The organism is Picosynechococcus sp. PCC 8807, assembly GCF_001693295.1.
In the GTDB taxonomy this organism is placed as follows: Bacteria; Cyanobacteriota; Cyanobacteriia; order Cyanobacteriales; family MRBY01; genus MRBY01.
In genome coordinates, this window is the sequence record NZ_CP016483.1 from 1,018,053 (window position 1) to 1,041,016 (window position 22,964).

Sequence of the window (22,964 nt, forward strand, 5' to 3'; positions counted from 1 at the left end):
CATTTCCATAGGCTAACAAGAAATTCAGGCAGTGATAGATCTTGAGAAAAGCGAGTTTTCTAGATGGGAGGCTGGCGACAATAAAAAATCAAAGCTAGATTAGAGTTCTTATGGCGCTACGTTTTTGATAAATATCAAATATTATTCTTTGGTTAAGCATCGTGGTTTAAATAATGGTGAATGCACAATCTCAAATATCCATGCAAGTTTTATATGACCAAGATTTTAATCTTTGGCTTGCGGAAACAGTACGTTCTCTCAAGGAAGGAAAATTGTCGGAGATTGACTATGGAAATTTGATTGAGGAACTAGAAACCATGGGCCGGAGCGAGAAAAATGCCCTTAAAAGCAATCTAAAAATACTCCTGATGCATCTTCTCAAATATCAGTTTCAGCCCAAAAAAAAACCAATAGTTGGCGTTACACGATTACGAAACACCGCCAAAGAATTTTAGACAGTTTAGAAATCAGTCCGAGTTTAAAAGGATTTTTTGAACAAGAATTTGAACGCTGTTATCAAAATGCCCGCCGTTTAGCTGCTGATGAAATAGGAATTTCTATTGGCAATTTTCCCAAGATCTCACCCTTTACAATCCCAGAAAGTCTTGATTTAGATTATTTGCCCTGATTTTTGAGTTGCCATATTCTCGGCGCTGAGCAGTGGGTGATCGCTCCAGAAGACATCGACTACACTAAAAATATCAATACTCCCAGGAAAACCATGGTTGCCAATGCAGTTCGCTGGACAGTACAGGATCTCGAAGCCATGCCCGACGATGGCGGCTGGAAACGCTATGAAATTATTGATGGAGAATTAATCGTGACCCGCGCGCCCCATATTTTTCATCAAAGTGCTGCCAGTCGGCTTCACATCGCCCTAGGTAATTGGTCAGACCAATCAGGTCTTGGTCGTGTTTTTGAGGCTCCAGGGGTGGTCTTCTCTCCGAATGATGGCGTGATTCCAGATGTGGTGTGGGTGAGCAATGCGCGTCTCGAAACGGGTGTGGATGAGTCGGGGCATTTTACCGTTGCGCCGGAACTAATGATCGAAATTCTCTCGGCGGGCAAATTGAATGAGCAGCGGGATAAAGAGGCAAAGCGTAAATTGTATTCGCTCTATGGGGTGCAGGAATATTGGGTGGTGGATTGGCGACTGAAAGCCATTGAGGTCTATCGGCGCAATCAGGCGCAGTTGGAGTTGGTCTGTACTTTACTGGGTGATGATGCTCTCACTTCACCTTTATTACCCGATTTTGCGATCGCCATTGATCAGGTCTTTCGTTAAGCTCGACTTTTCGGATGCTGACAGTAGGCGAACAAAATATCAATGCAGTGGGCGATCGCCCCAAGGTGAGCAATCTCGTAACCATGGGTATTTTCCGTGGGGAAACTGAGGCAAGCGCCCCGGCACACATGGCCAAATTTCATCGCAATGGAGGCATCACTACCGAATCCTTGGATAATCGCCTGTTGGAGCGGTCGGTGAATGCCAGCGGCGGCAGTGATAATTTCTTGATTCAAGCCTTCATCGTAGATCCCGTAACCATCCTGGGACAGTAACACGGGCCGATCCCCAGCGGCGATCGCATATTCCCGCGCCAGGGGACAAATTTCCAGGGCAACCAAAGCATCGAGTTGAGTATTTTGACTGAAGTAGAGCGCTCCCACAGCCCCCACTTCCTCCTTCGCTGAGGCGACCAGATAAACATCTTGGGGTGGATTTTTGAGCCGTTGGGCCAGTTCAATCAGAATGACGAGGGAGGCTTTGTTGTCGAGGGTGTAGCTGGCGATGTAATTTTTCAGGCGGAACGGTTTTTTGCGGTGTTTCCCGACTACGACCCGACTCCCCGGACGAACCCCAGCGGCGAGCAGTTCACTACTATGACACTTTGTTTCCAGCCAAGCCTGGTGCCACTGGACAGGTTTTTCCGTTTGCAGCAGTTTTTGGGGGGACTCATGGGAAACGTGACGCGACCCAAAGCTCAAAATCCCGGAAATCGTTGTGTTATCACCGAGGATATCCATAACCCCTTCGCCGTAGATCCAGGGATAAACCCCACCCAAGGCCCGAATTTCCACGCGACCCGTGCGTTCATCCACCTGTTTAACGATCGCCCCGATTTCATCTTTGTGGGCGGTGATGGCGATCGCCCCTGCTTCCGGATTCTGACCAGGAATTTTGACAATGATATTGCCCGCCCGGTCTTGCCAATGGTTCACTCCAAGTTTGGCGAATAGAGCGAGGAGATAATGGTCAATTTCTGTTTCTTGGCCACTGGGGGAATGGTGCATGACTAAGGTAGAAATTTGCTCAAAAAGCAGGTCAAAATCGTGGCTCATGGTCAAAAAAAAGTTGTAGAGAATGGAGGAAAAATAAGGAAAATCGCCCCCAGAATTCTCGCAACTTTATCTGAAGAAAAACAGAAGTGCGGGAAGGGGCGATCGCCAATTTCAAGTCCCCCTTACAAAGGGGGATCTAGGGGGATGTATTAACCCAAAGCTTTTTCAATGGCCGCTTTTAAGTTTGCATCATCGGGGGCCGTCTGGGGCTCAAAGCGTTCGATGACTTCACCGTCACGGCCGACGAGAAATTTGCCGAAGTTCCAGGCGATGTCGGGGCCATCCCCCACGAGGAACTGGTACAGAGGGCTGCGGTTGGCGCCGTTGACATCCTGCTTTTCAAGGAGCGTAAAATCTACGTCATATTTGGTCTTGGTGAAATCTTTGATTTCGTCAGGGGTGCCGGGTTCCTGGGCGCCGAACTGATTACAAGGAACGCCGACAATCACCAAACCGCGATCGCCATATTCTTGATCGAGGGCAACCAGGCCACTGTACTGGGGCGTCAAGCCGCATTTGCTCGCTACATTCACGAATAAAACGACTTTATTTTCGAGGGTTTCCGGGCTGAGGGGCGCGCCGTCTAGGGTTTTTAACGCTGTGGGTAAAGCCATGGTGATGATTACGAATTATTACGACAGTTTCCATTATCGGGGATCGACGGGGAGCAGAGGTAGGCTCGGTCAAAATTTTTCGGGACAGGCCCCCACATACTAAACTAAGGGGCAACTTTCCATCGCGCATCCCGCCCACCCATGACGAAAAAGGTCTTTATCACTGGCGCTAGTGGCTGCATTGGCCATTACCTTGCTGAAACGTTTATTTACCACACCGATTACGAGCTTTATCTGTTGGTGCGATCGCCCGAAAAATTACGCTTCAACACCGAGGCCCGGGGCGGCATTCATGTGGTGCAGGGGGATTTATTAGATATTGAGCAGCAGGCAGATCTCCTAAAAACGATCAACGTGGCGATCTTGGCGGCCACAGCCTGGGGTGGTGCCCAAGAATCCTTTGAGACCAACGTGGTAAAAACAGCCCAGCTTATTGATCTGCTCGATCCAGAAATTTGTGAACAGGTGATTTATTTTTCCACGGCGAGTATTCTGGGGCGCAACAATGAAGTGCTCACGGAGGCCCGGGACTTTGGCACCGACTACATCCGCACGAAATACGAGTGTTACCAAAAACTGGGCACCTTAAAATTAGCACCGAAAATTTCCGTGGTTTTCCCCACCCTGGTGGCGGGGGGCGGTGAAAATAAACCCTTTTCCCACCTGTCTGGGGGCCTGCGGGATCACATTAAATGGCTATCCATCGCCAAGTTCCTCAGTGCTGACGGCAGTTTCCACTTTATCCACGGTGAAGATATTGCGCGGGTCGTGCGCCATCTGGCAGAAAATCCACCAACCATTCACTTTGATTTGCCCCCCGGAGAATTAGACCCTGATCGCCAGTTTGTGTTGGGCAATGAACCGTTAACCGCCGACAGGGCGATCGCCGAATTGTGTGAGCACATGGGCCAAAAAATTTACTTTAAAATCCCCCTGTCCCTGTGGTTGGCGAATTTCATCATCAAAGTTTTTCGGATTCAGTTGGCGGCCTGGGATCGCTTTTGCATCGACTACCGCCATTTCACCTACGGCAAAACCTACAATCCCCGCAGCTTCGGTTTAGAATCCGCCTGCCCAAAACTGAGTGATGTCCTCACCAGTGCTGGCATTCCCCCCCGACGTCGTCCTTAATCCAGGAAGAAATTTTCCGGGATAATCTGCATCTTTGGTAAATTGGCGATCGCCCCGTAGAGTTGCTCGGCCATCACCTCATTTGCAGCAGCATTAATGTGGATCGGGTCGATAAAAGTCGGTGTGGGGAACTGATTATCAAGGCGATAAAAATCAATAAACTCTAGATTATTCGGAAAGTCCTGGGCCAGTTGTTGCAGTGTCTCAGCAAACTGGGGGTAATAGGTGGTCATTTTTTCTGTGTAGTTATCCCCAAGCTGCTGGCGAATCGCTGCTTCCGTCGGATCAAGTTGAGCTTCAGGGCGTCCAGTGATTTCTGGTTGGAGGGCCACCAACAACGGAATTTGGGCCGCACCACACAGCCCCACCATCTGCGCCAGATTGTCCTGGTAGCGCCCTAGGCGTTCCTGAAATTCTGCATCGGAGTTAGGGAGTTGTTGTGCCAAGCCCGTTGTGTTGCGTTCGCGGATGCTAAACACTTCGCCCCCCTGGTTTGCTTTGCGGGGGGAAGTCAAGGCAAAAACGGCCCGCATTAAAGCACTTTGTTCGGCCTTGTTTCGGAAGGATTCCTTGAGGTATTGGTGGAAGTAGGCATCGGGATTTTTGGCAAATTCTGCTAATTTTGGAATCTCCGTGGCCGCTTGGTCACTGGGGAGGAGGAGATCTTCATAGCCGTTGAGAAGAACAATTAAATCCGGCTGGTAGGGCAAAATCTTCAGGGCAAGCTGGGCCAACTCATTGCCAGAGCTATAGCCAGGTACGGCCACATTCACCACACGGTAGTTTCCCTCTCGAATTTTGGCGGGCAGTTGGGCCAAGCGATTGCGGGTCGGCGGAAAGAAAGGGAAAACGTCCGGGCGATAGGTGCCGGGAGATTGTCGTTGGTCTTGGACACGGTTTTGGAGACGTTGTTCGAGGAAAGCGGCGATCGTCTCTTGGTTTGTCTGGGCACCCCGACCAAAGGCGGTGGAATTGCCAAGGATAAACACACGAATTTCATCTTGGGGTTTGGCGACAGGCAGCGGTTCTTCGTCCCGGAAACCTTGTTCGTTGAGGCTAAAAAATTCACTCTCTTGGCTGCCGACCAGTTCATAGCCCGTGGCAATGGCTTTCTGGGCAAGAAGTTCACCGCGATTGTCTAACCCTTGGTAGACGTTTTGATCGTCATCGACAAATTTTAGGCTGTAGGCGATCGCCTCCTGGGAGAGCTGATCATCCTGTCCTTCAAAATAGCTAGACCCAAGCCGAGCCACCACTTCGAGGCCGAGCAGTACCACCGGTACAGCCACCAGGATCGTCCAGGGAGAAACGGATTTTTTCTTTTTTCTTCGACCGAGGGACGAGTAACGACGGCGACCGCGACTAAACATGTACGCTTTCCTTTTACGAGAGAATTTCCAACTATTTTCAAGGGAGATGGCCCATTTGTCATGGGGAATTTGTGCTTTTCCGGGGAGGAATTTGGGGTACACTGCAAAATTGCGATCGCCCCTTAGCTGAAAAAAATTGACAATGGCCTATAAATTATTATTCGTTTGCCTCGGTAACATCTGCCGTTCCCCCTCCGCCGAAAATATTATGCGGCATCTCCTGGAACAAGAAGGTTTAAGCAATAAAATTCTCTGCGATTCGGCCGGGACTTCTAGCTATCACATAGGAGCCGCCCCAGACCGACGGATGCAGGCAGCGGCCCAAAAGCGCGATATTCGTCTGGTGGGTAGCGCCCGGCAATTTTCCCGCGCTGATTTTGAAGCATTTGACCTGATCCTGGCAATGGATCGCGCTAATTATCGTGACATTTTGTCCCTAGACCGGGCGGATATCTATGGCGAAAAAGTTAAAATGATGTGTGACTACGCCACGAATTTTCCCGACAGCGAAGTGCCAGATCCCTACTACGGCGGCCAATCGGGTTTTGACTATGTGATTGATTTGCTCCTCGATGCCTGCCAAGGACTCCTCCAGGAGATTAAACAGGAAATGTGATGGTGTAGGCAGTTTATTTCCTCGGTCACACCATGTTTATCCGCAATGCAACGGCGATCGCCTTATTGGGCCTCTTTTGGTTCCAGGGGGCAGCTAGTAACAGCAATCCAGTTCCCCAGGGGCCAACCCTAATTCTCCTGGCCCAGGCGACTATCTTTGAGGTGGGTGATAAAGTTGACATCGAGCGACAAGGGAGTTGGCGGCCCGGTGAAATCCTTGCTATCCAAAGTGCTCCTGAAGCAGCCGTGCGTTATCAAGTGCGGTATTTGGACGTGGGATTCGTGGAGGACAATGTCAGCCCAGAAAGATTACGGCCAACCGTCGCTACTCAACCTGTAGCGGGCCGCTTACCCCAAATCAATAGCGTCAGTGAACCCATTTATGTCGAACGGGATGGCGTTTGGGTCGAAGCCAGTATTCGGAGTTATAGCTACAGCTCCCGCACGGGAAATCGCTTTACGGTGCAATATCGCGACAATGGCCGCCTTGAAACGGATGTTGTGGCCCAACGGGTGCGTTCAGTGGCAGAGGCAAAAGCCGCCGGGATTGAAGTGAGTGAATTTGATCTCTCCACCCAGGCTGGCATTGAACAGATGTTAGCAGCCCATAATGAGTGGCGATCGCCCCACAATTTGCCAGATTTAGTTTGGTCAGAAACCCTCGCCAACCATGCCCAAACTTGGGCCGAACGTTTAGCCGCCCAGGAAAGGGTAGAACACAATACCAGCGATGACTACGGTGAAAATATCGCAAAGTCTAATAATCTAGTGCTCTCGCCGACGGCGGTGGTCAATCTCTGGGGCAACGAAATTCAAGACTATGACTACGGCACTAACCGCTGCCAACCAGGTAAAGTGTGTGGCCACTATACCCAAATCGTGTGGCGTGATACGGAGAACGTCGGTTGTGGCATGGTGCGTAAGGATAATGGTTGGGAAGTTTGGGTCTGCAACTATGATCCCCCCGGTAATTACCGGGGTCAGCGACCCTACTAAGCCCTGGGGATTGGACAATATTTTTTCAGGTAAAAAACAGCAAGCACCACACTGTCCGCAAAGCATCAACATCAAGCCAGAACTTTTAAAAAATACAGCACCCGTGCCCGCACACAGGATTAGGCAAATTGTTTCTGGCGCATCTGGCGAATTTTAATCCCCTGTTGGGCCGATTCCATAAACTGCGACACCCGCAATGGATCAATGGGTTCACTGAGCTTGCCGTGACGTTTGAGGGAACTGGCGACAATGGCCCCGTCTGCCACCTGGAGGAGGTTGCCGATATTCTCCCAGGTTGCACCACTACCAATCAAAATCGGCGTATCCCCTGCATTGGCACGGGCATCTTTCAAGTCGTCCATTTTCGGCACTTGACCCGTCGCCCAACCAGAGAGAATTACCGCATCGGCTAAACCCCGCTCTACGGTGTCGTGGATGGCGGCGGTGAGATTGGGCGTACTGATGGGGTGGGCGTGTTTTACTAAGACATCTGCCAAGATTGCTACGTCTGCATCGAGTTCGCGGCGGTATTTCAGTAGTTCGTAGGCATTGCCTTCAATTAAGCCTTGATCGGTGGCCATTACCCCGGTGAGTACATTCACACGAATAAACTGGGCGCCAGTACAGGCGGCGATCGCCATCGCACTTTTAGCATCATTGCGGAGGACATTAAGCCCCAGGGGGACAGTCACCAACCCCGCAAGACGATCCATGATCAGGGTCATGGCACTAATCGTGGCAGGATCAACCCGGTCTTTTGTGAAGGGGGCATCAAAGAAGTTTTCGATAATAATGCCGTCAATCCCCCCCGCAGCGAGGGCCGTTGCTTCCTGTTCCGCGCGGTCCATCACCTGACGAAAGTCACCTCCCCAACGGGCAGAGGTGGGCAAAGGCAACAGGTGAACAACGCCAAGGATGGGATTTTCGGTCTGGAAAAGATGTTTGAGATCCACTGATTTTCTTTACGTTCGTTTGTACAGGGTCACTCCCACAGGAGCGATGCCTCGTCACCTTTGCAGGCTTGGGATAGGGCGTAAATTAGTATATCAGGGGCAGGCCTCCCCAAAATTTTGTTTCCCCGAAGAAAAGGCGATCGCCTCCATAATTCACCACAGGAATCGAACCAGCCCATGTCACAATAGGGGGATTGCGACCCACAGTGCAAAAGACAGAAGAAACAGAATCAACCTATGGATATCAAAGACGGTTTTGTTGGTGCAGTTGGCAACACCCCCCTCATTCGCCTAAACAGTTTTAGTGAAGCAACGGGCTGTGAAATTTTAGGCAAAGCAGAATTTCTCAATCCCGGTGGTTCCGTCAAAGACCGGGCCGCCCTCTACATCATCAAAGACGCCGAAGAACGGGGCCTGCTCAAACCTGGTGGCACCGTTGTTGAAGGCACTGCTGGCAACACAGGCATTGGTCTGGTTCATATCTGCAATGCCAAGGGTTACAAATGCATCATTGTGATCCCCGAAACTCAATCCCAGGAAAAAATCGATTTGCTCCGCACTCTGGGGGCCGAAGTGATTACGGTTCCGGCGGTGCCCTATGCCGACCCCAACAATTACGTGAAATATTCCCAACGGCTCGCCGCAGAGACAGAAAATGCGATCTGGGCCAATCAGTTTGATAATCTGGCCAACCGCCGCGCCCACTACGAAACCACTGGCCCGGAAATTTGGGCCCAAACCGACGGCAAAATTGATGCTTGGACGGCTGCTACGGGCACTGGGGGCACCTATGCTGGCACTGCCCTCTACCTCAAGGAAAAAAATCCTAACATCAAATGTGTCGTGGCCGATCCCATGGGCAGTGTGCTCTACAGCTATGTGAAAACGGGCAAACTCGACCGGGAAGGCGGCTCAATTACAGAAGGCATTGGTCAAGGACGCATTACCGCCAATATGGAAGGGGTGCCCATGGACGACGCCATTCGGGTGGATGACCAGGAAGCGGTGCGGGTCGTGTATCAGCTTCTAAAAAAAGACGGCCTGTTTATGGGAGGCTCCGTAGGAATTAATGTCGGTGCGGCCTATGCCCTCGCGAAGGAAATGGGACCGGGTCATACGATTGTGACGGTGTTGTGTGACAGTGGCGCCCGTTATCAATCTCGCCTCTTTAACCCAGAATGGCTTGCCAGTAAGGGCTTGTCAGTGCCAGATTAGCGATAAATTTTGAAGGCGATCGCCTACTTTTTTTTAATTATGGAAACCCAAACTTTAGATATTGTGATGGGCGTCTTGGCGTTTTTGATCGTCGCCAGCGGTTTATTCATGCTGATCAAAGGCACCACAGCGATGAATGATAAAGAATAAGTCCGTTAAATTGCTCAAACTCCAATTGCCTTAACGGGGTCTATTCTTTGCCATCGGCAGGCAGGGCAGCGACGATTGCATCCAGCACGCGAGCCACGGGAATAATATCGAGATCCAAACCGTCTGGTAACTTTTGGCCTTTGGGCACAATGGCACGGGTAAAGCCTAATTTCATTGCTTCCTTCAGGCGAGTTTCCAAGTGAGAAACAGGTCGAATTTGTCCCCCCAAACCCACTTCTCCGATCAGCACAGTCTGGGGTGAAACAAGGCGATCGCGGAAGCTGGCCACCAAAGCAATGGCAATCCCCAAATCCACCGCCGGCTCAGAAACCGTCAAGCCCCCCGCCGAAGCAACATAGGCATCTAGCTTTGAGAGGGGAATGCCGACCCGCTTTTCTAGCACCGCCAAAATTTGCTGGAGACGGGAATAATCAACGCCTGTGGTGGAACGTCGAGGGGAAGAATAGCTGGTGGGACTGACTAGGGCTTGCAATTCTACTAAAAGGGGCCGGGTGCCTTCACAGGCGACAACGGTGGCAGTGCCGGGGGTGGCCTCTTCGCGGTTACCTAGAAATAATTCTGAGGGATTGAGCACTTCCTCTAAACCCTGTTCACCCATCTCAAAAATGCCGACTTCATGGGTGGCCCCAAAGCGATTTTTCACCGACCGCAACAACCGATGGGAGGCATATCTATCTCCCTCGAAATAAAGCACCGTATCAACGAGGTGTTCCAAAACCCGTGGCCCGGCGATCGCCCCTTCCTTGGTGACATGACCGACGATAAACAGCGTAATGTTTTCCCGCTTCGCCACTTGCATCAAAGCCGAGGTACATTCCCGCACCTGGGACACTGAACCGGGGGCGGAACCCAAGGCGGAATAATACAAGGTCTGAATACTATCAATCACTGCCACCTGGGGCTGGAGAGTTTCCAATTCAGCCAAAATCGTTTCCAGGCCCGTTTCCGTTAGTACATATAAATTTTCTTCTGGGGGGTGGGCTGCATCCCGGAGGCGATCGCCCCGGAGTTTGATTTGCTGGCCCGATTCCTCCGCCGACACATACAAAATTCTTGGTAAACTTGTGCTGAGTTGATAGGCCACCTGGAGTAATAATGTCGATTTCCCAATGCCCGGATCGCCCCCAATCAGCACCAAGGAACCTGGGACTAACCCTCCGCCAAGCACCCGGTCTAACTCCCCAAACCCAGACCCAAAGCGCATCCGTTGGCGAGTATCAATATCTGTAAATTTCACCGCAGTGCGGGAGACTGGACTGGCGGCTTTTCTTGTTGTTTTCGGCTTATGGTGCCAGGTACGACTCACACCAGTACTGCTTTCCTTTTCGCGGATCTCTTCTTGCAACGACCCATAGACCCCACAATCTGGGCATTTACCGAGCCATTGCCGCGCCTCTGCCCCACATTCACGACACACATAAACCGTTTTTGCCTTAGCCATGACTTGTCATCTCCCCATCACAATGAATTGCCCTCGGTGGCAGCATCACCCCGAAAAACCGCACACTTTCCAAAATAAATCTTAAAAAACTTCTCATTTTCCCGAAAACCCGACCTCAGACTCCCATCAGATTTCAGGAAAGCGATATTCTTATATCTAGATAACCCTACTTAATAAACTTCAACAACACTTACCGAAAGTCAACAGGAGCGTGAAGGAACTTGGAAAATCATAAAGAAAGAATTCTTGTCGTTGACGACGAAGCCAGCATCCGCCGCATCCTCGAAACCCGCCTTTCCATGATTGGTTACGAGGTTGTGACCGCCGCTGATGGTGAAGAAGCCCTCGCCACATTTGATGAAGCAGACCCCGATCTTGTAGTTCTTGATGTGATGATGCCCAAGCTCGATGGCTATGGCGTTTGCCAAGAACTCCGCAAAGAATCCGATGTGCCGATTATTATGCTCACAGCCCTTGGGGATGTGGCGGACCGCATCACAGGTTTGGAGCTTGGGGCCGATGACTACGTCGTAAAACCATTCTCCCCCAAAGAACTAGAAGCGCGCATCCGTTCTGTCCTGCGGCGTGTTGAAAAAAATGGTGGTACGGGCATTCCCAGCTCTGGGGTTATCCATGTGGGTTCGATCCGCATTGATACCAATAAGCGCCAGGTCTACAAAGGCGATGAACGTATTCGACTCACAGGGATGGAGTTTAGCCTATTGGAATTACTGGTCAGCCGCTCTGGGGAACCTTTTTCTCGTTCAGAAATCCTCCAAGAAGTTTGGGGCTACACCCCAGAGCGCCATGTGGATACCCGCGTTGTGGATGTGCATATTTCCCGGCTGCGCGCCAAACTAGAAGATGATCCCAGCAATCCCGAACTTATTTTGACAGCCAGAGGTACAGGTTATCTGTTTCAGCGGATCCTCGAACCGGGTGATGAATAACCCCAAGAATTGTACGGATAAACTTTTAAGATCATGGTTGGGATGAATGTTTGACCGTGGTCTTAAATTTTGACTGGGGATGCTAGATCTGACGCAAGGTCTCTAAACGACGAACCGTCTTCTATACCCACTAACTTTTTTGCTGCAAACTATCTCCTTTGCCATGAATTTTCGCCTCCCCCAACAGCGCTGGCACATTGCCGATCGCCAACCGGACATCACCCAATCATTGGTTGAAGCGATGGGCCTTAATCCGCTTGTGGCCCAGGTTTTAGTAAATCGCAATATTCGCACGCCAGAGCAGGCAAAGATCTACATCCAGCCGGAATCCCAGCGATTACCTGCACCCTTGGTGGAATTTGAGGATCTGGCCCTCAGTGTCGAGCTTCTCCAGGAGGCGATCGCCGAAGAGACTCTCATTGCCATTTGTGGCGATTATGATGCCGATGGCATGACCAGTACCGCGTTGTTGTTGCGGGCCTTGGGCCATGTGGGAGCCAAGGTAACCTACGCGATCCCCAGTCGCATGAAGGATGGCTACGGGATCAATGAGCGCATCGTCACCGAGCTCGCCGAGGAAGGGGTGGGCTTAATTCTCACGGTAGACAACGGCATTTCCGCCTACGAGCCGATCAATTTGGCACGGGATCTGGGTCTAGATGTGATTATCACTGACCACCATGACTTGCCGGATCAGCTGCCGCCCGCCAATGCGATTCTGAATCCAAAGTTATTGCCGACCATGTCTCCTTATGCTGGTTTAGCCGGGGTTGGGGTAGCTTATGTGCTGGCGGTGTCCCTCGCCCAGGCTGTAGACAAGCTAGAAGGGCTCACCAGCCAAATTTTAGAATTATTTACCCTGGGGACCATCGCTGATCTGGCGCCCTTAACCGGGGTGAATCGTCGCTGGTTGAAGCGTGGCCTCAAGCTTTTACCCCAGTCGGAGTTGGCAGGGGTGCAGGCCCTCATGCAACTTGCCGGGGTCGATGACCAAAAGAAACAACTCAAGCCCGATGATATTGGCTTTCGCCTTGGCCCCCGCATTAACGCCGTTGGTCGCATTGATGATCCCCAAAAAGTAATTGAACTGCTAACTACCGACGAACCGGGTTTGGCCCTAGAGCGGGCGATGCAATGTGAGCAGATCAATAAGCAGCGCCAGGAAATGTGCACCCAGATCGAAGCGGAGGCGATCGCCCTAGTAGAAGAAACCCCCATCGATTACCAAGGACAGCGAGTGTTGGTGGTTTGCAAAGAAGAATGGCACCATGGCGTGATCGGCATTGTCGCTTCCCGGTTGGTCGAACGCTATGGCGTGCCCGTTTTTATCTGTACCGCTGAGGAAGATGGCAAAATTCGCGGCTCCGCCCGGGGCATCGAAGAATTTAATGTGTTTGAGGCGCTGAACTATTGCCAAGATCTCCTGGGTAAATTTGGGGGCCACAAAGCGGCAGGGGGATTTTCCCTTGCCAGAGATAACCTAGCTGCGTTTACCGAAAAGCTCAGTGAATTTGCCCACCAATTGCTCAAACCCGAACACCTGAAACCCTTGGTGAAAATTGACGGGGCGGTAAATTTCACGGATTTAACCCCAGAGTTTTACCAACAGATTGATCAACTCCATCCCTGGGGCATCGGCAATCCAGAACCGATTTTCTGGACAAAAAATGTACAAATTCTAGAGCAACGTACCATTGGCAAAAATCACCTAAAATTCAGCCTCGGCCAAACCATCGCCGGTCAAACATTCACCATTAAGGCGATCGCCTGGCAATGGGGAGACTATTTGCCACTTCCCCCAACCCTGGACATTGCTTACAAACTCAAAGAAAATTGCTGGAATGGTGAGGTGAGCCTAGAGCTAGAATTAGTCGGGGCGCGTCCCAGTGAAGCCCCGCGTCCTGCGGTTCCAGACCAGGAAATGTCTCCCCAAGCTCAACCTCAGCACTCAGAAAAGACTTTTCTGTTTAATGACCGGACGTATTTCTGTACCCTCGCGGATCAGGGATTGACCCTCAGAATTCGCAATGATCAAGGTAAGTTATTGGCGATCAAAAAAGGTCAACGGCAGGGCAAACTCGGTGAGCAAACCGTTGATGTTACCCAACCCCCTTTTTTTCAGATGATCAAAACGGCGATCGCCACCCTCGAACAAGCCAACTAAATCAGCACAAAAAAGGACAACTCCCCCGTCGGTTTGTTGCCCCTGCGCACAATTTGTTTGTGAGAAAAAATTACATATCGCCGCCACGAATGGCCAACAAAAAGATAACAACAGGCCCCGAAATGAGGATCAAAGAGACAAAAGTCAACTGAAAAATCACTTCAAAGTTGAGGCTACCAAAAAAACCTGTGATAAAATCCATATTTCTCCTATTCCTGAGTTAATGCAAAAAACAGGGTAAATTTTTTTTTCCTAAAAATCAATGTCTATCATACCCCGTCAAGCCTGCCTTGCTTTGCTGAGAATAGGCAAAAATCAATGAAGTTTTGTAACGCCCCGGAGACGGATCCCGATGCCCACTTGGCAATGCATTGAAAATTGTGGTGCCTGCTGCCACCTCGAACCCGGCGATCGCCCCGACCTTGAGGACTACCTCACCCCCGCTCAACTAGAGCAATATCTCGCTATGGTTGGCCCCGACGGCTGGTGCATCAACTACGACCAAGCCCATCGCAAATGCACGATCTACACCGAACGTCCCCGCTTTTGCCGTGTTCTTCCAGAAACGTTTACCGAAATGTTTGATGTGCCCACCGAAGAGTTACAACAATTTGCCATTGATTGCTGCCTCGAGCACATCGATAGCATCTATGGTGACGAAAGCCCAGAAATGGAGCGCTATGTTGCCAAGGTCGTGAATGTTGGACTGTAAACGGTTTTCCCGAAAAAGATCGTTGATCCCCATCCTTGGAGCAAGTTTCTCAAGGATGAAACAAGACTTGCCCAAAAAGAAAGAGTACCAGCCCAAGGACTCTGGTACCCATCGATACTTGCAATACCGTTTAGTTGTTGATGCCCACAACCTAAAACCAAGTTGCCAACTAACTAATCTAAATCTGATGATCCATCATAGGGATCCCCATCAAAGGGTTGTACCCCTACCTCTGGCACAGGTTCTTCATTCGGTGAAAAAATCCGATTGATGCCCTGTAAAACATACTGAAAAAGCTTTTCTAACGTTTTCATGGTTGCTGTGCCTCGTCACGTCTAATCACTTGAAATACAATGGTTAGAACCACGAAACAAACCGGGTTTGCCACTGCACTTTAAGCTTGTCTATCGCTGAGATTTGTCATTCAGCTCTATATGACTATTATTAGGGGTCAGTCCCCTTGGGGGATCGCTTAGTTGCGATTCTTGAAATTGCGTTAGGGTTCTGAAAGTCGAAAAAAGTAAATACTCCTGTATATGTAAAAAAAGACAAAGCTAAATCAATCAAAAGCCCTAATCGCTTAACAATTAGGGCCTAATCATAAATACAATCTTTAATTCACTAACAACTTCAAAGAATACTGTTAGTTTCCTAAAGCTCTTTTACTTCAGAAGAAATTTTTTCCACCATGTCTTTGGCACTGCCAAACAGCATCATTGTTTTGTCTTTGAAGAACAGCTCATTTTGTACCCCAGAAAAGCCTGTACTCATACTCCGTTTGATCACAATGGTGGTTTTGGCTTTATCTACTTCCAAAATCGGCATTCCATAAATGGGGCTACCCTTGTCGTGGCGCGCCGCCGGATTAACCACATCGTTGGCACCAATCACTAGGGCCACATCCGTATTATCAAACTGGGGATTGATATCGTCCATGTCATAAAGCTGGGTGTAAGGGACATTGGCCTCCGCGAGGAGCACATTCATATGCCCCGGCATTCGACCAGCCACAGGGTGAATCGCGTATTTGACTTCTACGCCTTTTTTCTCCAGCATATCGGCCAACTCTTTGACGGAATGTTGCGCCTGGGCTACAGCCATCCCATAACCCGGAATAATGACAACACTGCGGGCATAGCCAAGCATCATGGCGCTTTCTTCAGGATCTACGCTTTTAATGGCGCCATCAATGGCCGCACCACTGTCTCCTTCTGGGGCACCGCCATCACTCCCAAAGCCCGCAAACAAGACGTTAGTAATGGAGCGGTTCATGGCTTTACACATGATCTGGGTGAGGATAATCCCCGATGCGCCCACCAAAGCCCCGGCAATAATGAGCATGTTGTTGCCCACCACGAACCCGGCGGCACTGGCAGCTAGACCAGAGTAGGAATTGAGAAGAGAGATCACCACGGGCATATCGCCGCCACCGATGGGGATCACAAAGAGAACGCCCAGCACAAGGGAGATCCCCACTAAGCCGAGAAAAATATTCGGATCAGGATTCACGAACAGATAGATACTGCCGCTGAGGAATCCTGCCAGAATGGCGAAATTAATGATCTGTTGGGCCGGGAAAATTACCGGACGACCGGGCATGATCCCTTGTAATTTGCCAAAGGCAATGAGGCTTCCTGTTAGGGTGACGCCGCCAATGAGTACCCCCAAAATAATCGTGAGGCTAGTGGTGATAGAGAGGGTTTCTCCGAGGGATAGGAGTCGCCAAAATTCGGCGATCGCCACCAGAGCCGAAGCCGCCCCCCCCAGACCATTAAAGAGGCCGACCAATTGGGGCATATCGGTCATTTCGACTTTTTTCGCGGTGATCACACCGATGATACTGCCGATGACGATCCCCCCAGCGATCAGGCCATAGTTTAAAACCTGTTGATTGAGCAGAGTCGCCACCACTGCCAGTAACATGCCCACCGCTGCAATGGAGTTGCCTTGACGGGCCGTTGCAGGGGAGCCTAATTTCTTTAAGCCCAGAATAAACAGACAGGCCGCCACGAGATAACTCAGTTCGATGCCATTGGTAAGTAAGCTATCCATCACTTAGGCCTCCTTCTTCTTAAACATTTGCAGCATCCGGTCTGTGACCAAAAAACCGCCGACAACATTGATTGTGGCGCAGACCACCGCGATGAGACCGAGGATGACCGTTAAATTCCAGTGTTCTTCGCCAGAAACTAAAAGGGCACCAATTAAGGCAATACCAGAAATGGCGTTGGCCCCGGACATGAGTGGTGTGTGTAGCGTGGGTGGGACTTTATTAATTACTTCAAAGCCCACAAAGGAAGCCAATACGAATACGAATAGGCTACTGAGCAGTGTTGCTGTTGTCATGAACAGTCAAAACTCCTTTAGATAAGATGAATAGATTTAGGTTCAAAACTGAGAAAATGTCTGTTTCTTAGGCAGTAACAGCCATTTGTTGCAGGGCGTCTTTGACCCGTTGATTGCGAATTTCCCCTTGGTGGGTTACACAAACAGAATCCAGGATGTCGTCGGCAAAATCGAGATTAATCGCGCCTTCGGGAATGAGCAGTTGTAGCAAGGTCGCCATATTCTTGGCAAACATTTGGCTCGCATGGACAGGCACCGTGGAAGGAAGATTAATGGGAGCAATGATCGTGGCTCCGTGGACTTGGACTTCGCGGCCTGCCTCACAGCCTTCACAGTTACCCCCTTGTTCGCCGGCGAGATCGATCAAAACCGATCCGGTTTGCATCCGGGCAATCATGTCATCGGTCACGAGCACGGGCGCACGGCGACCAGGAACTTGGGCCGTCGTGATCACCACATCGGCGGTGGCCACATGGTCTGAAATGAGGGCTTGGCTTTTCTTTTTCGAGTCTTCGGAAACTTCCTTGGCATACCCACCGGCCGTGGCAGTTTCTTCTTCTAGTTGCACTTCGACAAATTTAGCCCCAAGGCTTTGGACTTCTTCTTTGACGGCGGGCCGGATGTCAAAGGCCTCAACCACCGCGCCGAGTCTTCTGGCTGTGGCGATCGCCTGGAGACCCGCTACCCCAGCCCCAATTACAAACACCTTAGCTGGACGAATGGTGCCAGCGGCTGTGGTTAACATTGGGAAAAACTTGGGTAGGGCAGCGGCGGCAAGTAAAACCGCTTTGTAGCCAGCCACCCCAGCCTGGGAAGACAACACATCCATACTTTGGGCGCGACTGGTGCGGGGGATCAACTCCATGCCCAAGGCGGTGATCTTTTTATCTGCTAATTTTTGAATAATCTCTGGTTGTCCCAGGGGATTCAGCAAACTCGCCACCATTGACCCTTCCGGCAGGAGGGCAACCTCTTCTTCTGTGGGTACAGCCACCTTGACGAGGAGATCAGCCTCTTTCCAGAGGGATTGGCGATCGCCAACGACTTTTGCCCCAGCTTCCTCATAGGCAGCATCGGGAAGGAGAGATGCCTCACCAGCCCCGGCCTCCACATGGATTTCCCAGCCTTTTTTAACAAGACGAGAAACCTGATCCGGTGTCAGGGCTACCCGACGTTCTCCGGCAACGGTTTCCCGAGCAACAGCAATTTTCATAGAAACTCCTTAACGAAACAATAGCAACAGACTGAACGGTAGATGTAGAGCAATTCAGTGGCAAAACCTTGAGAACCCAGGGCCGTCGGCCATCCCCATAAGGCTGTTACGGCGTCTTTTCGCAGTGTAGTGCTATCTTTTCCTTGGCGGACACCCTCTGTAATGTGTCTTATCAGTTTTTGTAAATCTCTGTTGCGTTGGCACTTCTTCGTCAGGATTTCGTCAGGGGAGTTGCTGAAAACGCAAACTTTAGTCACAATCGGTTACAGACTTTGAAGGCGCCTGTGAATATGCAACTCTTCCGTTCTCCCCTTTCCCGTTTGGCGATCGCCACCACCCTGTTAAGCAGTAGCCTGACTTTCATGCCCCAAATGGCTGAAGCCCGCCAACCCTGTGGGTCTTTTACGATCAACTGGGGGGGAACGATTCCCCAAGGGGACATTCTCAAGTGTGCCGTTGAATATAATTCCGGTGCCCGCCGCCGCGATCGCTACTACTTAGAAATCAAAAAAAGTAAAATTGTTGACCGCTTCCAAACCTTTGAACTGAGCTTCCCGGAAGACTTTGACGGTCGGGTCGATGACGCAAAAATTCGGGTCCGAGTCAATGGCCGAGAAGTTGCCCTCAACGAAGCCGCTACCGCCTGGGATCCCGATAGCTTACCCACCGATCCGGCCCAACAGAGCCAAACCATCCTCGGTAACATTGCCGCCAGTACAACCACACCGGATCGTGGGGGTGAATTAGTCCTGGTCAACGGCGAATTGGTGTTCCTCGATTCAGAAACCCTCGCCGCCCAACAGGCCAGCCAAAGTAACAACACCAACAACAATAATCCTGCTCCGGAACCAGAGATTGCCGAAGAGCCAGAAGATGAAGGCCCTCGCAGTCGCTCCCTGGTAATTACCCTTGCTGAACCCCTCAGCCCCGAAAGCGACGTCGAGATTATCCTCGATAGTGTCAACAATCCTTCCCGTGGGGGCATGTACTTGATAACGGCCTTTGCCCGTAGCCAAGGGGCACCTCTCCCCAGCCGTTTGGGCTCTTGGTTATTGGATGTGGATTTTTAGGGATTGCCAGTTTCTTTACTTCCTGGGTACTGACCGGGGTAAATGCGATCAATTTCGCCAGAGCCCTTGGTTAACTTGACGGACACGGTATAATTAGAGACTGTCATTTTCTAATTTTTTCGGCAAGGCGGCGATCGCCTCCGGAGAGAGCACCTATTTTCAAAGGAATATAAGGAGGACTTCCATGACTAAACGGACCCTAGGCGGCACCGTCCGCAAGCAAAAACGTACTTCTGGTTTTCGGGCTCGTATGCGCAGCCACACTGGCCAGAATGTTATCCGCGCCCGCAGAAAAAAAGGCCGTCATCGCCTTACTGTCTAATCCAGCGCGCAAACCATTATTTTGGTGAGGGGACTTGCCGTCTACCTCACTCTCATTTTCTTTGTGGGACTGCCAAAAGAACACCGTCTAAAACACTGGCGCGATTTTAAAACGATCTACAGTCAAGGGAAACGCTTCCGGGGAGATGCCCTAGCAATCATTCTCTTACCCCAGCCAGCGGCCCCAACCAAAATTGGCATCAGCATCAGCCGCAAAGTCAGTAAAAAAGCAGTGGTTCGGAATTTAATCAAACGCCGTATTCGCCACGCCTGTCGCACGCTACTGCCCCAGATTCAACCCGGTTGGCACATCGTCATTACTGTGCGGTACAACGCCAGAGAATGCGAATATGAGCATTTTTTGCAAGAATTAAAAAGATTACTCATACAAGCCGAGGTATTCCATGGGCATTAAAGAAGATGTGATTTATGAGGGCGGCCCCCATATTGGGGATCTAATCCTCAATATCTTGCTGGGGTTCACGGTGATCTGTCTGCCGCTGACCGTCGGGGCGATTGTCCGAGCGTTGTGGCTCCGCTATCGCATTACCAGTCGGCGTATCTCGATTACTGGGGGCTGGCAGGGGCGCGATCGCACCGATATTATTTACAGCGAAGTTAGAAAAATCGTCAAGATTCCCCGGGGATTTGGCCTTTGGGGAGATCTAGTTGTGACCCTCCAGGATGGTAGCCGCCTAGAGTTGCGCTCCATGCCCAACTTCCGTGATATCTACAGTCACATCGCCGAAAAGGCAGCCGACCGCACCGGGGTTCCCCTAGAGGCGATCGCCGCCTAGGCGCCAATAAAAATTATTTATCGATTATTTTCTGGGTGAAATCCCAGTGGTTAGTCGGGAGAAACGCGACCCCTAATCCCATTTCTCCCATCGCTTTTTTAAAAGAAACCATTAAAAATAAGAACTAAACCCGATAAACTAACCCTTAAACAACTCATAGCTAGACGAACTTCAGACGCATGGATTTTGGGATCGGATTTTTATCAAACAACGTGATGTTGCCAATCCTAGATTTTTTCTATGGCATTGTGCCGAGCTACGGCTTTGCAATCATCGCCCTGACCCTTGTGATTCGATTTGCCGTTTATCCCCTAAGCGCCAAATCGATCCGCAGCATGAGACGCACGAAGATTACCCAGCCCCTAATGCAAAAACGGGTCAAGGAAATCCAAGAGCGCTACAAAAATGACCCGGCAAAGCAACAAGCCGCGATGTCAGAGGTTTACAAAGAATTTGGGAATCCCCTCGCCGGTTGTTTACCGATTCTGTTGCAGATGCCCATCCTCTTTGCCCTCTTCGCCACCCTGCGGGGATCGCCATTTGCCAACATCAACTACACCGCTAATCTGCAAATTCTCCCCAGCGAGAAAATGGAGCAGGTACAGCCCCAGGCGGTCGATGTTAAAACCCAAAATGTTTATTTTGATAGCGGCATCCATTACCCAATCACCTTGTCTTTACCCGCTGGGAATAAAGTCGGTGTTGGAGAAACTACCCAATTTGTTCTCCAGAGTGACTCCGGGAAGGACTTTGCGGCCCTGGCTGCCGAATATCCAGACAGTAACATCAAGCCCAGCTTTGAAGTTACCAAAGGTCAAGAACGAGTAGAGATTCAACCCGATGGTTCCCTCGTGGCCCTTGCGCCTGGGGATGTCAGCATCCAGGTAACTGTGCCGGGGATCGCCGCTGATAAAGGATTTCTCTTCATTGAAGCCCTAGGCCGCATTGGGGTCAATGGTGACGATGGTATCCACTGGGATATTCTCGGCATGGTGCTGTTTTTTGGGGTGAGCCTTTACATTAACCAGACTATTTCTGGGGGCGCTCCTAGCAGCAATAACAACAGCGGCGGCGATCAACAGCAGCAGGCCCAACAAACGGTGAACAAAATTACGCCGTTGATTTTCTCAGGGATGTTCTTGTTTTTCCCGTTACCGGCTGGGGTGTTGATGTATATGACGATCGCCAACGCGTTCCAAACGGTACAGACGTTCATCCTTACGAAGGAACCTTTACCGGAAAATCTCCAGAAACTGGTGGATGAACAGGAGAAGTCGGAGAAAGGGCGCGACAAGCTTCCCTTTGAGCGCAAAGGTAGCAAGAAAAAAGAGAAAACTTCAGGTTAAGAGCAGATGAACGAGACCAAAATCCAACGGGGTGAAACCTGGCTGGCGACACTGCTTGAGTTGATGGCGCTTCCGGCTCCGGTCACTGCGGCGGTGAAACAAGGCCTTGATGGGGAAGATTCTCTCTGGTTGACCATTGATCACCAAGCACTATCTGAGGCCCAGCGGGAAAAATTAATTGGCGATCGCGGTCACTTAATCGATGCGATGCAATATTTAGCCAACATCACCCTGAACCATGATCTGCCGAAGGAGGAGCAATATCCCCTCACCGTTGATCTAGGGGGCTACCGCGAAAACCGCCTCAATGAACTCAAGGCGATCGCCACTGAAATTGCCCTCCGGGTCCAAGCCACGGGGGAGGCAGAAGCGATTGGCGATTTATCCTCGGCGGAACGGCGGCAAATGCACGGCTTTTTTAAGGAATTTCCGCTCCTAAAAACCGAAAGCCAAGGTCAAGAACCCCACCGCCAACTCATTGTGCAATTGGCTCAATAACGGGGCTTCACCCTGAATATTTCCCAAGAGGCGGGCTTTGTCCCGTCTTTTTTGTGGGAGTTTTACGGTAGGATGGGGCTGATAAATGCCGCGTCATCGGAGGTTTGAGGTGATGGATCGGATTTTTATTCCCCGACTATTAAAGGCCCCCCAGCAACAGGAGCAATTTGCTTTTGCGGAAACCCTCGCGGATTTGGAGACCTTGACCCCAGTGCGGGGTGAAATGGCGATCGCCCACCGTCAAACTTACCTCGAAGTCACGGCCCAGGCCGAAACGATTGTGACCCTCACCTGCGATCGCTGCCTCCAGCATTACAATACCCGCCTCACCATAGACCGCACCGAACTGATTTGGCTCCAGAGTAACCTTGGCGAAGATCTCCCCGCAGAACGGGAAGTCAGCCTAGAAGATTTGGATGAGTCTTTAGATCCCCATGGCTACTTTGAACCAGAAACCTGGCTCTATGAACAATTTTGTTTAGAAATGCCCCTGCGGAAAGTCTGCGATCCCCAACGTTGTCCTGGGGCAGAAACGAACCCAGACGATGCGACGCCCCAAATCGATGCCCGTTGGGCCAAGCTGGCTGACCTCAAACAACAGCTCTCTTCCTAGCAAAAGAGGCAGTCGCACAAGGATGATGACCCTTGGTTTTAGGGAAATTTCCCCCTAAGCTTAAACATTAATTGAGTTGCCCTGTGCT

25 protein-coding genes and 1 pseudogene are annotated in these 22,964 nt (G+C 50.7%); 16 read left to right on the forward strand and 10 right to left on the reverse strand.

Features of this window, described 5'->3' with window-relative positions; all coding sequences use genetic code 11:
* The first annotated feature begins 173 nt into the window (after window positions 1-173).
* Window positions 174-628: pseudogene (locus AWQ24_RS04950) on the forward strand (DUF29 domain-containing protein).
* A 93-nt stretch (window positions 629-721) separates the two neighbouring features.
* On the forward strand, window positions 722-1,285 hold the full coding sequence (locus AWQ24_RS04955; protein WP_065711635.1) for a Uma2 family endonuclease: 564 nt from the start codon (window positions 722-724) through the stop codon (window positions 1,283-1,285).
* On the opposite strand, the gene AWQ24_RS04960 is transcribed toward AWQ24_RS04955, so the two are convergent.
* Together AWQ24_RS04960 and AWQ24_RS04965 are read right to left on the reverse strand one after the other, a co-directional pair.
* Window positions 1,282-2,340 (reverse strand): M42 family metallopeptidase, encoded by a 1,059-nt coding sequence (locus AWQ24_RS04960; protein WP_065716166.1) that lies wholly within the window; start codon window positions 2,338-2,340, stop codon window positions 1,282-1,284. The genes AWQ24_RS04955 and AWQ24_RS04960 overlap by 4 nt on opposite strands.
* 149 nt (window positions 2,341-2,489) lie before the next feature.
* Window positions 2,490-2,954, reverse strand: a complete 465-nt coding sequence (locus AWQ24_RS04965) for a glutathione peroxidase (protein WP_065716167.1) — start codon at window positions 2,952-2,954, stop codon at window positions 2,490-2,492.
* A gap of 141 nt (window positions 2,955-3,095) precedes the next feature.
* Here AWQ24_RS04965 and AWQ24_RS04970 point away from each other — a divergent pair, with 141 nt between their 5' ends.
* The gene (locus AWQ24_RS04970; protein WP_065710385.1) at window positions 3,096-4,085 is read left to right on the forward strand and encodes an NAD(P)-dependent oxidoreductase; all 990 of its coding nucleotides are present in this window, start codon (window positions 3,096-3,098) and stop codon (window positions 4,083-4,085) included.
* On the opposite strand, the gene AWQ24_RS04975 is transcribed toward AWQ24_RS04970, so the two are convergent.
* Window positions 4,082-5,455: a GDSL-type esterase/lipase family protein gene (locus AWQ24_RS04975; protein WP_065716168.1), complete on the reverse strand. Its 1,374-nt coding sequence runs from the start codon at window positions 5,453-5,455 to the stop codon at window positions 4,082-4,084. The two genes, AWQ24_RS04970 and AWQ24_RS04975, sit on opposite strands and share 4 nt — an antisense overlap.
* A gap of 142 nt (window positions 5,456-5,597) precedes the next feature.
* Here AWQ24_RS04975 and AWQ24_RS04980 point away from each other — a divergent pair, with 142 nt between their 5' ends.
* The gene (locus AWQ24_RS04980; RefSeq protein WP_065716169.1) at window positions 5,598-6,071 is read left to right on the forward strand and encodes a low molecular weight protein-tyrosine-phosphatase; all 474 of its coding nucleotides are present in this window, start codon (window positions 5,598-5,600) and stop codon (window positions 6,069-6,071) included.
* A 32-nt stretch (window positions 6,072-6,103) separates the two neighbouring features.
* Window positions 6,104-7,066, forward strand: coding sequence for a CAP domain-containing protein (locus AWQ24_RS04985; protein ID WP_083993492.1), 963 nt, complete (start codon window positions 6,104-6,106; stop codon window positions 7,064-7,066).
* A gap of 119 nt (window positions 7,067-7,185) precedes the next feature.
* Here AWQ24_RS04985 and btpA read toward each other — a convergent pair whose 3' ends face one another.
* A complete protein-coding gene (btpA, locus tag AWQ24_RS04990) occupies window positions 7,186-8,019 on the reverse strand; it encodes a photosystem I biogenesis protein BtpA (protein WP_012306602.1) in 834 nt (277 codons plus the stop codon).
* A 237-nt stretch (window positions 8,020-8,256) separates the two neighbouring features.
* Here btpA and AWQ24_RS04995 point away from each other — a divergent pair, with 237 nt between their 5' ends.
* Window positions 8,257-9,234 carry a cysteine synthase A gene (locus tag AWQ24_RS04995; RefSeq protein WP_065716170.1) on the forward strand — a complete coding sequence of 326 codons (978 nt, stop codon included), beginning with the start codon at window positions 8,257-8,259 and terminating at the stop codon, window positions 9,232-9,234.
* 190 nt (window positions 9,235-9,424) lie between these two features.
* On the opposite strand, the gene radA is transcribed toward AWQ24_RS04995, so the two are convergent.
* Entirely contained in the window at window positions 9,425-10,846 is a 1,422-nt protein-coding gene (gene radA / locus AWQ24_RS05000) for a DNA repair protein RadA (protein WP_062433174.1), read from the reverse strand.
* A gap of 221 nt (window positions 10,847-11,067) precedes the next feature.
* Here radA and rpaB point away from each other — a divergent pair, with 221 nt between their 5' ends.
* Together rpaB and recJ are read left to right on the forward strand one after the other, a co-directional pair.
* Window positions 11,068-11,796 carry a response regulator transcription factor RpaB gene (gene rpaB, locus AWQ24_RS05005; protein ID WP_012306606.1) on the forward strand — a complete coding sequence of 243 codons (729 nt, stop codon included), beginning with the start codon at window positions 11,068-11,070 and terminating at the stop codon, window positions 11,794-11,796.
* Window positions 11,797-11,959: 163 nt separating this feature from the next.
* Entirely contained in the window at window positions 11,960-13,960 is a 2,001-nt protein-coding gene (gene recJ, locus AWQ24_RS05010) for a single-stranded-DNA-specific exonuclease RecJ (RefSeq protein WP_065716171.1), read from the forward strand.
* Between the two features lie 70 nt (window positions 13,961-14,030).
* On the opposite strand, the gene psb30 is transcribed toward recJ, so the two are convergent.
* Window positions 14,031-14,162 (reverse strand): photosystem II reaction center protein Ycf12/Psb30, encoded by a 132-nt coding sequence (psb30, locus tag AWQ24_RS05015; RefSeq protein ID WP_012306608.1) that lies wholly within the window; start codon window positions 14,160-14,162, stop codon window positions 14,031-14,033.
* Window positions 14,163-14,312: 150 nt separating this feature from the next.
* Here psb30 and AWQ24_RS05020 point away from each other — a divergent pair, with 150 nt between their 5' ends.
* On the forward strand, window positions 14,313-14,672 hold the full coding sequence (locus AWQ24_RS05020; protein ID WP_065716172.1) for a YkgJ family cysteine cluster protein: 360 nt from the start codon (window positions 14,313-14,315) through the stop codon (window positions 14,670-14,672).
* Between the two features lie 173 nt (window positions 14,673-14,845).
* Here AWQ24_RS05020 and AWQ24_RS16420 read toward each other — a convergent pair whose 3' ends face one another.
* From AWQ24_RS16420 to AWQ24_RS05035, 4 genes are all read right to left on the reverse strand, one after another.
* Entirely contained in the window at window positions 14,846-14,986 is a 141-nt protein-coding gene (locus tag AWQ24_RS16420) for a hypothetical protein (RefSeq protein WP_168191139.1), read from the reverse strand.
* 337 nt (window positions 14,987-15,323) lie between these two features.
* Window positions 15,324-16,724, reverse strand: coding sequence for an NAD(P)(+) transhydrogenase (Re/Si-specific) subunit beta (locus AWQ24_RS05025; protein WP_030007256.1), 1,401 nt, complete (start codon window positions 16,722-16,724; stop codon window positions 15,324-15,326).
* A 3-nt stretch (window positions 16,725-16,727) separates the two neighbouring features.
* Entirely contained in the window at window positions 16,728-17,018 is a 291-nt protein-coding gene (locus AWQ24_RS05030; protein WP_012306612.1) for an NAD(P) transhydrogenase subunit alpha, read from the reverse strand.
* A 67-nt stretch (window positions 17,019-17,085) separates the two neighbouring features.
* Window positions 17,086-18,231 carry a Re/Si-specific NAD(P)(+) transhydrogenase subunit alpha gene (locus AWQ24_RS05035; RefSeq protein WP_030007255.1) on the reverse strand — a complete coding sequence of 382 codons (1,146 nt, stop codon included), beginning with the start codon at window positions 18,229-18,231 and terminating at the stop codon, window positions 17,086-17,088.
* Between the two features lie 290 nt (window positions 18,232-18,521).
* Between AWQ24_RS05035 and AWQ24_RS05040 the strand changes: the two genes are divergently transcribed.
* The 7 genes from AWQ24_RS05040 (at window position 18,522) to AWQ24_RS05065 (ending at window position 22,876) form a co-directional block, all read left to right on the forward strand.
* A complete protein-coding gene (locus tag AWQ24_RS05040; RefSeq protein ID WP_012306614.1) occupies window positions 18,522-19,301 on the forward strand; it encodes a DUF2808 domain-containing protein in 780 nt (259 codons plus the stop codon).
* A 184-nt stretch (window positions 19,302-19,485) separates the two neighbouring features.
* Window positions 19,486-19,623 carry a 50S ribosomal protein L34 gene (gene rpmH, locus AWQ24_RS15880; RefSeq protein ID WP_012306615.1) on the forward strand — a complete coding sequence of 46 codons (138 nt, stop codon included), beginning with the start codon at window positions 19,486-19,488 and terminating at the stop codon, window positions 19,621-19,623.
* A 63-nt stretch (window positions 19,624-19,686) separates the two neighbouring features.
* Window positions 19,687-20,037 carry a ribonuclease P protein component gene (gene rnpA / locus AWQ24_RS05045; RefSeq protein WP_065717309.1) on the forward strand — a complete coding sequence of 117 codons (351 nt, stop codon included), beginning with the start codon at window positions 19,687-19,689 and terminating at the stop codon, window positions 20,035-20,037.
* On the forward strand, window positions 20,027-20,419 hold the full coding sequence (locus tag AWQ24_RS05050; RefSeq protein WP_065710394.1) for a PH domain-containing protein: 393 nt from the start codon (window positions 20,027-20,029) through the stop codon (window positions 20,417-20,419). Before rnpA ends, AWQ24_RS05050 begins: the two co-directional genes overlap by 11 nt.
* Before the next feature lie 179 nt (window positions 20,420-20,598).
* Window positions 20,599-21,765, forward strand: a complete 1,167-nt coding sequence (yidC, locus tag AWQ24_RS05055) for a membrane protein insertase YidC (RefSeq protein WP_012306618.1) — start codon at window positions 20,599-20,601, stop codon at window positions 21,763-21,765.
* Between the two features lie 6 nt (window positions 21,766-21,771).
* Window positions 21,772-22,263, forward strand: a complete 492-nt coding sequence (locus tag AWQ24_RS05060; RefSeq protein WP_062433199.1) for a R3H domain-containing nucleic acid-binding protein — start codon at window positions 21,772-21,774, stop codon at window positions 22,261-22,263.
* Window positions 22,264-22,375: 112 nt separating this feature from the next.
* Window positions 22,376-22,876: a DUF177 domain-containing protein gene (locus AWQ24_RS05065; protein WP_065716173.1), complete on the forward strand. Its 501-nt coding sequence runs from the start codon at window positions 22,376-22,378 to the stop codon at window positions 22,874-22,876.
* Window positions 22,877-22,964: the final 88 nt, after the last annotated feature.

Bases quoted from the DNA above. Each gene is read 5' to 3' on its own strand.
- AWQ24_RS04955 (WP_065711635.1), top strand. From the start codon at position 722: ATGGTTGCCAATGCAGTTCGCTGGACAGTACAGGATCTCGAAGCCATG.
- AWQ24_RS04960 (WP_065716166.1), bottom strand. From the start codon at position 2,340: ATGAGCCACGATTTTGACCTGCTTTTTGAGCAAATTTCTACCTTAGTC.
- AWQ24_RS04965 (WP_065716167.1), bottom strand. From the start codon at position 2,954: ATGGCTTTACCCACAGCGTTAAAAACCCTAGACGGCGCGCCCCTCAGC.
- AWQ24_RS04970 (WP_065710385.1), top strand. From the start codon at position 3,096: ATGACGAAAAAGGTCTTTATCACTGGCGCTAGTGGCTGCATTGGCCAT.
- AWQ24_RS04975 (WP_065716168.1), bottom strand. From the start codon at position 5,455: ATGTTTAGTCGCGGTCGCCGTCGTTACTCGTCCCTCGGTCGAAGAAAA.
- AWQ24_RS04980 (WP_065716169.1), top strand. From the start codon at position 5,598: ATGGCCTATAAATTATTATTCGTTTGCCTCGGTAACATCTGCCGTTCC.
- AWQ24_RS04985 (WP_083993492.1), top strand. From the start codon at position 6,104: ATGTTTATCCGCAATGCAACGGCGATCGCCTTATTGGGCCTCTTTTGG.
- AWQ24_RS04995 (WP_065716170.1), top strand. From the start codon at position 8,257: ATGGATATCAAAGACGGTTTTGTTGGTGCAGTTGGCAACACCCCCCTC.
- radA (WP_062433174.1), bottom strand. From the start codon at position 10,846: ATGGCTAAGGCAAAAACGGTTTATGTGTGTCGTGAATGTGGGGCAGAG.
- recJ (WP_065716171.1), top strand. From the start codon at position 11,960: ATGAATTTTCGCCTCCCCCAACAGCGCTGGCACATTGCCGATCGCCAA.
- psb30 (WP_012306608.1), bottom strand. From the start codon at position 14,162: ATGGATTTTATCACAGGTTTTTTTGGTAGCCTCAACTTTGAAGTGATT.
- AWQ24_RS05020 (WP_065716172.1), top strand. From the start codon at position 14,313: ATGCCCACTTGGCAATGCATTGAAAATTGTGGTGCCTGCTGCCACCTC.
- AWQ24_RS16420 (WP_168191139.1), bottom strand. From the start codon at position 14,986: ATGAAAACGTTAGAAAAGCTTTTTCAGTATGTTTTACAGGGCATCAAT.
- AWQ24_RS05025 (WP_030007256.1), bottom strand. From the start codon at position 16,724: ATGGATAGCTTACTTACCAATGGCATCGAACTGAGTTATCTCGTGGCG.
- AWQ24_RS05030 (WP_012306612.1), bottom strand. From the start codon at position 17,018: ATGACAACAGCAACACTGCTCAGTAGCCTATTCGTATTCGTATTGGCT.
- AWQ24_RS05035 (WP_030007255.1), bottom strand. From the start codon at position 18,231: ATGAAAATTGCTGTTGCTCGGGAAACCGTTGCCGGAGAACGTCGGGTA.
- AWQ24_RS05040 (WP_012306614.1), top strand. From the start codon at position 18,522: ATGCAACTCTTCCGTTCTCCCCTTTCCCGTTTGGCGATCGCCACCACC.
- rpmH (WP_012306615.1), top strand. From the start codon at position 19,486: ATGACTAAACGGACCCTAGGCGGCACCGTCCGCAAGCAAAAACGTACT.
- AWQ24_RS05050 (WP_065710394.1), top strand. From the start codon at position 20,027: ATGGGCATTAAAGAAGATGTGATTTATGAGGGCGGCCCCCATATTGGG.
- yidC (WP_012306618.1), top strand. From the start codon at position 20,599: ATGGATTTTGGGATCGGATTTTTATCAAACAACGTGATGTTGCCAATC.
- AWQ24_RS05060 (WP_062433199.1), top strand. From the start codon at position 21,772: ATGAACGAGACCAAAATCCAACGGGGTGAAACCTGGCTGGCGACACTG.
- AWQ24_RS05065 (WP_065716173.1), top strand. From the start codon at position 22,376: ATGGATCGGATTTTTATTCCCCGACTATTAAAGGCCCCCCAGCAACAG.